Genomic DNA, 12,189 nt, shown 5'->3' with positions numbered 1-12,189 from the left:
CTAGATTAGGAGATTTTGGAATGTCATATGTATCTTTAAGCGGTTTGTCCGCCGCCCAACTGGATTTGAATACCACCAGTAACAACATTGCGAACGCCAACACTTACGGCTTTAAAGAGTCCCGTGCTGAGTTTGCTGATGTCTACTCTAACTCTTTATTTACTAACGCAAAAACCACACCGGGTGGTGGTGCGCAAGCAAGCCAAGTGGCACAGCAGTTCCATGAAGGCTCTAGCATTTACACCAACAACCCAATGGATTTGCGTGTTTCGGGGACAGGTTTTTTCGCTGTAGCGAAAGAGCGTCTAACTCCACAACAGAATGAACTGACACGTAATGGTGCATTTCACTTAAATAAAGAAAACTACATGGTGACCGCGAACGACGAGTTCTTATTAGGTTACCAAGTGGACCCAAGCTCTGGTGAGGTTTCTTCATACGAGCCACAACCCATCAATATTCCTGCTGAATTTGGTAAGCCAAAACAAACAGCAAACATTGAAGTGGGTGTGAACTTGCCAGCGAACGGCGATTTGAAAGATCCAACGCAGTTTGATTTTTCAGACCCAGATACATACAACCGTTCAACCTCTTCGACAATTTATGACTCGATGGGTCAGTCTTACAAGCTAACGACGTATTACTTGAAAGATCAGACTCAGCCAAATACATGGAACACTTACTACACCGTGACAGATAAAGAAGGTGAAAAGCCTTTAAATGTTGCGGCTGGTGATGCGCAAACGCCAACAGGTCATGTGGGGCATACCATGAAGTTCAACAACGATGGTACGTTGGCGAGCTTGAACAATGGTCAGCCAATCACTTCTGTGGCTCTGGGCGATCCGGCGACGAACACGACACCAGTCGATATGAATGGTGCTGATCCTGCGCAGACGCTTAACTTCGGCTTAGGCTCAGCAACACAGTTTGCGGCTCCGTTCGAACTGACTAAGTTTGACGAAGACGGTGCAACAACGGGCTTCCTAACCAAAGTTGACTTCGATGAAAACGGCAGCGTATTGGGGACTTACTCAAACGGTGAAAACGTTACATTGGGTCGTGTTGCTCTCGTACGTGTTCCAAACGAGCAAGGTCTGGATAAGAAAGGCGGCACTCAATGGGATTCAACGCAGTTCTCTGGTGACAAGATCTGGGGTGAATCAAATAAAGGCTCTTTCGGCACCATCAATAACGGTATGCTGGAACAGTCAAACATTGATATGACGCAGGAGTTGGTGGACCTGATCTCTGCTCAGCGTAACTTCCAAGCAAACTCACGTTCGCTAGAAGTACACAACCAACTACAACAGAATATCTTACAGATCCGTTAGAGCACTAGCTGGGTCATTCGATACTCTGCTTGAGTAAGCAATGGCGTGTGATTGCTTCTTAGTAATTACCGCTTTGTTCATTTTCATCATGACATTCATCTGATGCTTAGCCTGAATACACCTCACTCAGGCTAAGCATGCTTTGATCTACGATTTGCCGCTGTTGCCGCCGTATGGATCAAAACCTTGCCTCTCGTTACAGTTTTCTGCCTCTATTGACCTCTTTTAATAGTTTGTTATTAATTCAAGATATTGATTAGTAAGTCTATTTTTATTTTGGCATAACTATTGCTTTTTACTCCGTGTACAGAGAGATTTTTTGGAGTAATTTATGGATCGCGCACTGTTTCTCGCAATGAGTGGCGCCAAGCAAAATATGCAGGCACTACAATTGCGCGCTAATAACTTGGCTAACGTAAGCACGACCGGATTTCGGGCTGATTTAGCACAGGCTCGCTCAATGCAGGCTTATGGTGAAGGCCATCCTTCACGTGTGTTCAGCATGACAGAGCGTCCAGGGCATAACTTTGCTCAAGGTAGCGTGATTACAACAGGGCGTGATCTGGATGTGACGATTGAAGGCAGCGGTTGGATATCGGTACTCGATCATACAGGGAAAGAAGGGTTGACCCGTAACGGCAACCTAAAAGTCGATCAAAATGGCATGCTTACCAACGCAAGTGGTCATTTGGTGCTGGGTGAAAACGACGCGCCGATTACTTTGCCTATTCCTCTCTCCAAAATTGAAATCGGTCGGGATGGCACCATCTCTGTACTTCCTCAAGGTGCCCCGGCAGAAGAATTCCAAGCGGTTGATCGCATTAAGCTTGTTAAGCCTAATGATCAAAGCTTGTTTAAAGACACCAATGGCTTATTTCGCCATAAAACTCCAAACCAACCTTACGAAGCAGACGCGACTGTTAGTCTCCAGACGGGAGCGATAGAAGGCAGTAACGTGAATGCCGTAGGTGAAATGACCGCATTGATTGACTTACAACGTCAGTTTGAAATGCAAGTCAAGATGATGAGCACAGCTGAAGAAATGGATAAATCTTCAGATTCACTGCTTCGTATGAGTTAACAGAGTTAGAGGTTCACTATGCATCCAGCACTATGGGTAAGTAAAACAGGTCTAGACGCCCAACAAACCAACATTGCCACGATTTCGAACAACTTGGCGAACGCCTCTACTGTCGGCTACAAAAAGAGCCGTGCAGTATTCGAAGATCTGTTCTATCAGAACATCAACCAGCCTGGCGGCCAGTCATCTCAGAACACGGAACTGCCAAGTGGCTTGATGCTAGGTGCGGGTTCTAAAGTGGTTGCGACGCAAAAAGTGCACACGCACGGCAATGCACAGACAACGACCAACGCACTGGACATGATGGTGGAAGGCGACGGTTTTTTCCAAGTGACATTGCCGGACGGCAACATCGGTTATACCCGTAACGGTCAGTTCACGCTCAATGGTGAAGGCACGTTAGTCACGTCGGGTTCTGGCTACCCTGTAGAGCCTGAAATTGTGATTCCAGAAGATGCAATTTCTATTACTGTCGGTACGGATGGTGAAGTGTCGGTTCGCGTCCGAGGTCAGCAAGACAACCAAGTCGTTGGTCAGCTAACCATTACAGATTTTGTTAACCCGGGTGGCCTAGAGCCAATTGGTCAGAACCTTTACTTACCAACGGGTGCCAGTGGCGATCCACAAGAGGGTGTTCCTGGTTTGGACGGTTTGGGTGAAATTCGTCAATCCATGCTGGAAGCGTCCAACGTGAATGTAACGGAAGAGTTGGTCAACATGATCGAAGCCCAGCGCGTTTACGAAATGAACTCAAAAGTGATCTCGTCAGTCGATAAAATGATGAGCTTCGTTAACCAGCAATTGTAACGATTAAGAGCAAGATTTGAGGAGCTCACGATGAAACGTATTTGCCTACTCGCTTTGATTGCTACGATGTCGGGCTGTGCCATGTTGGAACCGATTGAAACGGATGAAGTGACACAAGCAACCACTGTGGTCGACGCAGTAGAAGGCGATAAATCGAAAGAAGAGAGCAGCGGTATTGTAGATACTTTACGTGGTAGAAGCGATCCGGTTGCTGGCGATCCTGCTTGGGCTCCAATTCATCCGAAAAACAAGCCTGAGCATTACGCTGCTGCAACAGGTTCGTTGTTTAGCGCCGAGCACATTACCGATCTATACGACGATTCTAAACCACGTGGTATTGGCGACATTATTACCGTAACACTGGATGAGACAACCAGTGCGACGAAAAGCGCAAATGCCGATTTATCGAAAACCAATGAAGCGCAAATGGACCCGCTTCAAGTGGGCGGAGAAGAGCTGAAAATTGGCGGAAAATATAATTTCTCTTATGACTTAAACAACTCCAACTCATTTGCAGGTGACTCTTCTGCAAAGCAGAGCAACAGCATCAGTGGTTACATCACTGTTGAGGTGATCGAAGTACTGGCAAACGGCAACCTCGTGATCCGCGGTGAGAAGTGGATGACGCTAAATACGGGTGATGAGTACATACGTTTAAGTGGCACTATTCGTCCGGATGATATTAATTTCGACAACACCATTGCATCAAATCGCGTTTCTAACGCAAGAATTCAGTACTCTGGCACTGGTTTGCAACAAGATATGCAAGAGCCAGGCTTCTTGGCACGATTCTTTAATGTAGCGCTATAACACGCCGTGCTGACGGCAATTTGACTGCAAGAGATAAGTAAGCATGAAAAAACTCCTTTTAGTACTGATGAGCGTTGCTCTGTTTTCTACCGTAGCCCAAGCCGCACGTATCAAAGACGTCGCGCAAGTGGCAGGTGTACGAAGCAACCAACTCGTGGGTTATGGTTTGGTTTCAGGCTTACCTGGTACGGGTGAAGCGAACCCGTTTACAGAGCAAAGTTTCGCCGCCATGCTGCAAAACTTCGGCATTCAGATGCCGCCGGGCACAAAGCCAAAAATTAAAAACGTTGCCGCAGTCATGGTTACGGCAGAATTGCCGCCTTTCTCTAAACCGGGTCAGCAAGTGGACGTGACTGTCTCTTCCATCGGAAGTGCTAAAAGTTTGCGTGGTGGTACGCTACTACAAACGTTCCTCAAAGGTCTCGACGGTCAAGTTTACGCGGTTGCTCAAGGTAACTTAGTGGTGAGCGGCTTCAGTGCTGAAGGCGCTGACGGTTCTAAAATCGTAGGTAACAATCCAACCGTTGGTCTTATCTCTAGTGGTGCGACAGTAGAGCGAGAAATTCCAAACCCATTTGGTCGTGGTGATTACATCACGTTCAACTTGCTTGAGTCAGACTTCACAACGGCTCAACGTATGGCGGATGCTGTAAACAACTTCCTTGGCCCACAAATGGCGAGCGCTGTTGACGCGACATCAGTGCGCGTGCGTGCTCCTCGTGACGTCAGCCAGCGTGTTGCGTTCTTATCGGCAATCGAAAACCTAGAGTTCGACCCAGCAGATGGTGCAGCCAAAATCATCGTTAACTCTCGCACGGGAACCATCGTAGTTGGTAAGCATGTGCGTCTTAAACCAGCAGCAGTAACGCACGGCGGCATGACGGTTGCGATCAAAGAAAACCTGAATGTTAGCCAACCTAACGGCTTTTCTGGTGGGCAAACCGTAGTCGTACCAGACTCGGATATCGAAGTCAGCGAAGAGCAAGGCAAAATGTTTAAGTTCGAACCAGGCTTAACGTTGGATGATTTGGTCCGTGCCGTGAACCAAGTCGGGGCTGCGCCTTCGGACTTGATGGCAATTTTACAAGCATTGAAGCAAGCTGGTGCCATTGAAGGCCAGTTGATCATCATTTAATGGTTAGGAGGTAGGTATAATGAACAATCCTAACGACATTGGTTTTATTCATGACATCAGTTCGCTGGATACCTTGCGTCAAAAAGCAGTGAAAGAGGGAAAAGATGGCGAGCAAGAAGCATTGCATGCGGCTGCTCGTCAGTTCGAATCGATCTTCACCTCCATGATGTTGAAATCCATGCGTGAAGCCAATGAGGGCTTTGAGTCCAACATGATGAACAGCCAAAACGAGAAGTTCTACCGACAAATGTTGGATGAACAGATGGCGAGCGAATTGAGTTCGTCTGGTTCAATGGGACTGGCCGATATGATTGTTAAGCAATTAACGGCTGGGCAAGGGAATGACAAAAAAGAAACGGCTATGCGTGATGCGGCAAACAATGCTGCGGAATATCGTCGTGTTGACCCGAAAAAAGCGCGCGAGATTGAACAGCGCTTGATTGAGTCTGGTCAGCTATCTCGACCAAGCAATGAACCCACTCGATTCGATTCACCAGAATCCTTTGTTAACTCGATGAAGCCATACGCGGAGAAAGCTGCGAAAGCCTTAGGTGTCGAGCCATCTCTGCTACTTGCGCAAGCCGCTTTGGAAACGGGGTGGGGACAAAAGGTCGTGAAGAACGCGCGTGGCAGCAGCAACAACTTATTTAACATCAAAGCAGATCGAAGCTGGCAGGGTGACAAAGTGACGACTCAAACTTTAGAGTTCCACGATAACACGCCAGTGAAAGAGACGGCAGCATTTCGCTCCTACTCAAGTTACGAAGACAGCTTTAATGACTTTGTACGATTTTTGAATGACAACCCACGTTACGAGACAGCATTGCAGAAACGCGGGAATTCAGAGTTGTTTATTCGCGGTATCCACAGTGCGGGTTACGCGACCGATCCGAACTACGCAGATAAAGTCCTGCAGGTGAAGGATAAAATCGAAAGTATGTAATGTCTCTGCGAAAATTTATGACGTTCTCGAAGGCTTGCCATAGTGCAAGCCTTCACTTTATCTGAACATCTACGCCTTTCTATCACTTGGCACATCTTTTGCTTTTAATGTGTCTAGGTGATCGGTTTGCCGATTTATATTTCGTTTTCGGGGGCATGTATGGCGTCAGATCTTCTGAATGTAGGTACTCAAAGTGTGCTTACTGCTCAGAGACAATTAAACACCACTGGTCATAACATTTCTAATGTTAATACAGAGGGTTATAGCCGTCAGTCTGTTATCCAAGGCACGAATGATCCGCGCATGTTTGGTGGTTCTACCTACGGCATGGGTGTGCATGTGGAAAATGTTCGCCGCTCGTGGGATCAGTTTGCCGTGAATGAACTGAACCTGTCGTCGACCAACAATGCCAACAAAACGGATACCCAAGACAATCTTGATATGCTCTCTAGCATGTTGAGCTCCGTGGCATCGAAGAAAATTCCCGAGAACCTGAATGAGTGGTTCGATGCGGTAAAAACCATGGCAGATACCCCGAACGATTTAGGGGCACGAAAAGTGGTATTGGAAAAGGCGAAAATCTTCTCTGATACATTAAATGATTTCCACGAAACCGTTCGACTGCAATCTGATGTCACCAATAAAAAATTGGATATGGGCATTGAGCGCGTTAACCAACTTGCGTTGGAAATTCGCGATATTCATCGGCTGATGATGCGCACCCCCGGCCCACATAATGACCTGATGGATCAGCATGAAAAGCTGGTTACTGAGCTGTCAGAGTACACCAAAGTTACCGTAACCCCACGCAAAAATGCGGAAGGGTTTAATGTTCATATCGGCAATGGACACACACTTGTTTCTGGCACGGAAGCAAGCCAGCTCAAAATGATCGATGGCTATCCGGATGTTCATCAAAGACGATTAGCAATGGTGGAAGGGAATGGCATTAAAGCGATCAAGTCTGATGATATGGATGGAAAAATCGGCGCTTTACTTGAAATGCGCGACAAACACATCCCACAACTGCAAGATGAAATGGGCCGTTTAGCAACGGGCTTCTCCTACAAAATTAATCAGCTGCAATCTCAAGGTCTGGATCTCAACGGTAAGATAGGTAAAGACGTATTTACCGATGTGAACTCTGAGCTGGTGGCAAAATCTCGAGTTTTTGCTGCGCCTGACTCTCAAGCTGATGTTGCGGTTTACATCGAGGATATTTCCGCGATCAAAGGTGGTGAATATTCGCTGCGTTATGATGGCGACCAATACAGCGTGACAACACCGAAAGGTGAGCAAATGTCGTTGAACATCGACCGTTCGGATTCGTCGTTTGTTCTGGATGGTATGAAAGTGCAAATTGGTGAAGGCCTTGCCGCCGGTGAGCGCGTATTGCTACGCCCAACGAGAAGTGGTGCAGCCATCATAAAGATGGAAACCAATGACGCAAAAGCTATTGCCGCACAAAGTTATGAAGCCTCAACCACTTTTGCCCAAGGTAACGCCAAGTTTAAAATTCGTGAGGCGGGGGATGTTAAAGAGTTTGAGGTTACCGTACAACCAGCCGACGAGAAGCATGATAAGCCGTGGTTAAAGATCACGGATAACAAGGGTAATTTACTATCGGACAAATACTCATACCCGTTAGATAAAGATAACCCGATGATTGAAATATCAGTGCCGAAAAGCCATCCGCTGTATAAAAACGGCGATGCAACCGTGTTTGAGTTGAGCGAAGGCGCTCTGATGAATGATAAATTCACCGCAAACTTGGTGCCTTCTGAAGGTGGTAACGGCAACTTGAGAAAAATGCAGAAGATCCAAACAGACAAGATGATGGATGGAAAATCCAGTACCTTGATCGATGTTTATCATAACCTCAATACCGAAGTTGGACTGAAGTCTTCTACAGCAAACCGTTTAGCCTCCGTCGCTCGTTTAGAGCATGAAGCGGCGCAAGAGCGCGTTGCTTCTATTTCTGGTGTTAACCTCGATGAAGAAGCGGCCAACATGATGAAGTTTCAACAAGCGTACATGGCTTCATCACGTGTGATGCAAGCGGCGAATGATACCTTCAATACCATTTTACAACTGAGGTAAGGAGAAGAGATAAGTGCTAACCCGAATTTCTAGTTTCCATAACTATCAGTCCGTACAAAATGATCTGCGTCGTCAAGAGAATAAGGTTCACCACAACCAAGAGCAACTTGCTTCAGGGAAAAAGTTACTGAAACCTAGTGACGACCCCCTCGCTGCGCATTACATCCAAAACATTAGTCAGCAACAAGAACAGCTACAACAATATCTTAGCTCGATAGTGTTGGTGCGTAATCGTTTAGAAAACCACGAAGTTAATATCGCCAATGCGGAGAATTTTGCCGACGAGTCGAAGCGCTTAACGATGGAGATGATTAACGGTGCCTTTTCTGCTGAAGACCGACAAGCAAAGAAGCGTGAGTTAGAAGAGATTGCGAACAACTTCCTTAACTTAGTGAACTCGCAAGATGAATCTGGTAACTACGTGTTTGCGGGCACTAAGCCAAAAAGTCAACCATTCTATCGCGATAAAGACGGTAGTGTTCAGTACGCTGGAGACGATTATCAGCGCAAAATGAAAGTCTCTAGCATGCTCGAGATGCCAATGAACGATCCTGGCAGCAAGCTGTTTATGGAGATACCAAACCCATTTGGCGACTATCAGCCGAATTACGATCTACAAAACGGCTCTGAGCTGTTGCTAAACAAAGCCACTAACGTTGACGCGAAGGATGATGCCGCGTATCGCGTGACATTTGTCGATATGAATAACGGCAAATTTGGTTACCAATTAGAGCGTAACGGCAAAGTAGTGGATGCCGATGAGTTTTCTCCAGAGAAAGGGATTGAATACAAAGGCCTGAAAGTGCACGTAAAAGGCCAAATTACGCCTGGTGACAGCATTGAGATCGAAAAGCGGGCAGAGTTCAGCATTTTCGATACCTTCAAGGATGCAATGGCATGGTCAGACAAATCGGTTTCGGATACGTCGGCGACTGCTAAATTGCACCAAATGACAGAAGAATTCCACGCTGCTTTTATCCATTTGAATAAAGCGCGTACAGATGCCGGTGCTCGATTGAGTACGCTGGATATCCAAGAGCAAAATCATGAAGACTTTAATTTGTCTCTGGCAAAAGCGAAGAGCAACTTTGAGGACTTGGATTACTCTAAAGCCGTGATCGAGTTCAGTGAAAACTCGCGAGCGTTACAGGCATCGCAACAAGCATTCGGTAAGACCAAAGATCTAACGTTGTTTAACTACATCTAGTATGACACTCATACGCATTGTCTGATTTTGATGCCTTATGTGCAAAGCCTTAAGCGCGATAAGTCGACGTAACCTGAGAGTCTGAGATGTCATGCGGCACGATTTTACCCAAAGCGGCAATGATGCGGGAGGCAAGTCGGGCGGCAACAGGGCAGCGTTCAATACCCTTGGGCTAAGATGAGTCTGACAAACCGGAAATAGCTTAATGATAAAGCTAACTTATTGTTTATTTGATTCTTTTAAAAGTAGTTAAATAATTTACGCAAGTTGGCACACAAATTGTATTGAAAATATCAGAACAGATTTAGAGATTCTAAACCCTGCGTTTAAGGCAGATTTAGCAAGTAACTTTTACGGTCAGTGCTTATCCAAATGAGAGTAAAGCTGGCCGCTTCGCAAAAGCTTGCGAACTCAACAGGAGAGCAAAATGGCTGTAACAGTTAGTACTAACGTCTCCGCGATGACCGCGCAGCGTTACCTAAACAAAGCGACTGATGAATTAAACACGTCGATGGAGCGCTTATCTTCAGGACATAAGATTAACAGTGCAAAAGATGATGCGGCAGGTCTACAGATCTCTAACCGCTTAACTGCACAGTCTCGTGGCCTAGATGTCGCAATGCGTAACGCGAACGATGGTATCTCGATTGCACAAACCGCTGAAGGTGCGATGAATGAGGCAACCTCTGTCATGCAACGAATGCGTGACCTTGCGATTCAATCATCGAACGGTACTAACTCTCCAGCTGAGCGTCAGGCGATCAACGAAGAGTCAATGGCATTGATTGACGAGCTAAACCGTATTGCAGAAACCACTTCATTTGGTGGTCGTCGTCTATTGAACGGCTCATTCGGTGAAGCGGCATTCCAGATTGGTGCGAGCTCAGGTGAAGCCATGATCATGGGACTCACCAGCATTCGTGCGGACGATACTCGCATGGGCGGTGTGACCTTCTTATCTGAGAACGGTAAAGATAAAAACTGGAGTGTTGACCCAGCTAAATCTGACTTGAAGATCACGCTACCAGGTATGGGTGAAGACGAAGACGGCAATGTTGATGATCTAGAAATCAACATTAATGCCAAAGCGGGCGACGACATCGAAGAGCTTGCCACTTACATTAATGGTCAGTCTGATATGATTAATGCGTCTGTAAGTGAAGATGGCAAGTTGCAAGTTTTTGTCGCGCATCCAAACGTTCAGGGTGAGATTTCTATTTCTGGTGGATTAGCATCTGAGCTTGGCCTGAGTGACGAACCTATCAGAACGTCAGTACAAGATATTGATATGACCACGGTACAAGGTTCTCAAAACGCGATTTCTGTGCTGGATTCGGCACTGAAATACGTAGACTCGCAACGTGCAGACTTAGGTGCGAAGCAAAACCGTTTGAGTCACAGCATCAACAACTTGGCGAATATCCAAGAAAACGTTGACGCATCGAACAGCCGAATTAAAGATACAGATTTTGCGAAAGAAACCACGCAAATGACCAAAGCACAAATTTTGCAACAAGCAGGTACATCGATTCTTGCTCAAGCGAAACAGTTGCCAAACTCTGCAATGTCACTATTGCAGTAGTTTACTTAGCCTGTACTCAATACATTCAGACGTGGATGGGAATGCAGGCTTTTGGCAAGCAACTTTACAATAGAATGAGCGGCTCTCTCATCTCTCACCTGCCAATCATTTTCAATGTAAAGTTGCACTCGGTATGCCGGAAATGTGTTCATTTCTCTTGATCTCCACATAGGCTCTGGCGACCAACCTAGCCCCAGTTCTCTCAAAGGAAAAGGGGCTTTTTCTTTTCTAATTTTCACGTCTATCGTCTGCGAACTAACCTTTAATTGTTTCCTTTTGCTGGTTTTCTATACAATTTGGCCCTCTCGGCTCGATTTGTGGAAACTTGAGTACTCTTTCTTACTTTTTCTTCAATTTTATTAGCTAAATCTCGCAATGTTATTTTTTTAAACTTTTTTCTAAAGCTTCTGAATTTGGTGTCGTTAATAGAGGTAACTTTGAGAGAACTACTTGGTTTTCCGAGACGTCGGAAACCGCTACACCGGAAAATCAATTGGAGAAATCACCATGGCAGTGAATGTAAACACTAACGTATCAGCGATGACCGCTCAGCGTTACCTAAACAACGCAAACTCAGCTCAACAAACTTCTATGGAGCGTTTGTCTTCAGGTTTTAAAATCAACAGCGCAAAAGATGACGCTGCGGGTCTACAAATCTCGAACCGTTTGAACGTACAAAGCCGTGGTTTGGATGTAGCGGTTCGCAACGCGAACGACGGTATCTCAATTGCACAAACTGCTGAAGGTGCAATGAACGAGACCACTAACATTCTTCAACGTATGCGTGATTTGTCTCTGCAATCAGCAAACGGTTCAAACTCGAAAGCAGAGCGCGTTGCGATTCAAGAAGAAGTGACCGCGCTAAACGACGAACTAAACCGTATCGCAGAAACCACTTCTTTCGGTGGTAACAAGCTACTAAACGGCACACACGGTGCGAAATCGTTCCAAATCGGTGCAGATAACGGTGAAGCAGTGATGCTTGAGCTAAAAGACATGCGTTCAGACAACAAAATGATGGGCGGTGTGAGCTACCAAGCTGAAAGTGGTAAAGGTAAAGACTGGAACGTTGCTGAAGGTAAGAACGACCTAAAAATCAACCTAACGGACAGCTACGGCCAAGAGCAAGAAATCAACATCAGCGCAAAAGCGGGTGACGATATCGAAGAGCTTGCGACTTACATTAACGG

The 12,189-nt window shown here is 46.1% G+C and carries 10 protein-coding genes; all 10 read left to right on the top strand.

All coding sequences use genetic code 11. The features are described from left to right. Nucleotides 1–20: 20 nt before the first annotated feature. Nucleotides 21–1,334, top strand: coding sequence for a flagellar hook protein FlgE (flgE, locus tag KI742_RS22430; protein WP_005382030.1), 1,314 nt, complete (start codon nt 21–23; stop codon nt 1,332–1,334). Nucleotides 1,335–1,665: 331 nt separating this feature from the next. Next, nucleotides 1,666–2,415, top strand: coding sequence for a flagellar basal-body rod protein FlgF (flgF, locus tag KI742_RS22425; RefSeq protein ID WP_005382031.1), 750 nt, complete (start codon nt 1,666–1,668; stop codon nt 2,413–2,415). Between the two features lie 18 nt (nt 2,416–2,433). After that, nucleotides 2,434–3,222 (top strand): flagellar basal-body rod protein FlgG, encoded by a 789-nt coding sequence (gene flgG / locus KI742_RS22420; RefSeq protein WP_005382032.1) that lies wholly within the window; start codon nt 2,434–2,436, stop codon nt 3,220–3,222. A 30-nt stretch (nt 3,223–3,252) separates the two neighbouring features. Beyond that, complete coding sequence (flgH, locus tag KI742_RS22415) at nt 3,253–4,032, top strand: flagellar basal body L-ring protein FlgH (RefSeq protein WP_017634834.1); 780 nt, start codon at nt 3,253–3,255, stop codon at nt 4,030–4,032. A gap of 43 nt (nt 4,033–4,075) precedes the next feature. Continuing rightward, entirely contained in the window at nt 4,076–5,167 is a 1,092-nt protein-coding gene (locus tag KI742_RS22410) for a flagellar basal body P-ring protein FlgI (RefSeq protein WP_005393118.1), read from the top strand. Between the two features lie 16 nt (nt 5,168–5,183). Then, nucleotides 5,184–6,110 carry a flagellar assembly peptidoglycan hydrolase FlgJ gene (gene flgJ, locus KI742_RS22405; protein ID WP_042522768.1) on the top strand — a complete coding sequence of 309 codons (927 nt, stop codon included), beginning with the start codon at nt 5,184–5,186 and terminating at the stop codon, nt 6,108–6,110. 159 nt (nt 6,111–6,269) lie between these two features. Continuing rightward, complete coding sequence (gene flgK, locus KI742_RS22400) at nt 6,270–8,210, top strand: flagellar hook-associated protein FlgK (protein ID WP_065274248.1); 1,941 nt, start codon at nt 6,270–6,272, stop codon at nt 8,208–8,210. Nucleotides 8,211–8,223: 13 nt separating this feature from the next. Further along, entirely contained in the window at nt 8,224–9,417 is a 1,194-nt protein-coding gene (flgL, locus tag KI742_RS22395) for a flagellar hook-associated protein FlgL (RefSeq protein WP_005382037.1), read from the top strand. 427 nt (nt 9,418–9,844) lie between these two features. After that, entirely contained in the window at nt 9,845–10,999 is a 1,155-nt protein-coding gene (locus tag KI742_RS22390) for a flagellin (protein ID WP_005382038.1), read from the top strand. A 507-nt stretch (nt 11,000–11,506) separates the two neighbouring features. Next, on the top strand, nt 11,507–12,189 hold a 683-nt coding region (locus KI742_RS22385; protein ID WP_132937424.1), incomplete at its 3' end, for a flagellin.

Origin of the sequence: Vibrio sp. D417a (assembly GCF_030248595.1) — a bacterium.
In the GTDB taxonomy this organism is placed as follows: domain Bacteria; phylum Pseudomonadota; class Gammaproteobacteria; order Enterobacterales; family Vibrionaceae; genus Vibrio; species Vibrio alginolyticus.
The sequence above is the reverse complement of the archived record's forward strand: the minus strand, read 5'-3'. Positions and strand labels throughout refer to the sequence as shown.

Bases quoted from the DNA above. Each gene is read 5' to 3' on its own strand.
- KI742_RS22390 (WP_005382038.1), top strand. From the start codon at position 9,845: ATGGCTGTAACAGTTAGTACTAACGTCTCCGCGATGACCGCGCAGCGT.
- KI742_RS22410 (WP_005393118.1), top strand. From the start codon at position 4,076: ATGAAAAAACTCCTTTTAGTACTGATGAGCGTTGCTCTGTTTTCTACC.
- flgF (WP_005382031.1), top strand. From the start codon at position 1,666: ATGGATCGCGCACTGTTTCTCGCAATGAGTGGCGCCAAGCAAAATATG.
- flgH (WP_017634834.1), top strand. From the start codon at position 3,253: ATGAAACGTATTTGCCTACTCGCTTTGATTGCTACGATGTCGGGCTGT.
- flgG (WP_005382032.1), top strand. From the start codon at position 2,434: ATGCATCCAGCACTATGGGTAAGTAAAACAGGTCTAGACGCCCAACAA.
- flgE (WP_005382030.1), top strand. From the start codon at position 21: ATGTCATATGTATCTTTAAGCGGTTTGTCCGCCGCCCAACTGGATTTG.
- flgK (WP_065274248.1), top strand. From the start codon at position 6,270: ATGGCGTCAGATCTTCTGAATGTAGGTACTCAAAGTGTGCTTACTGCT.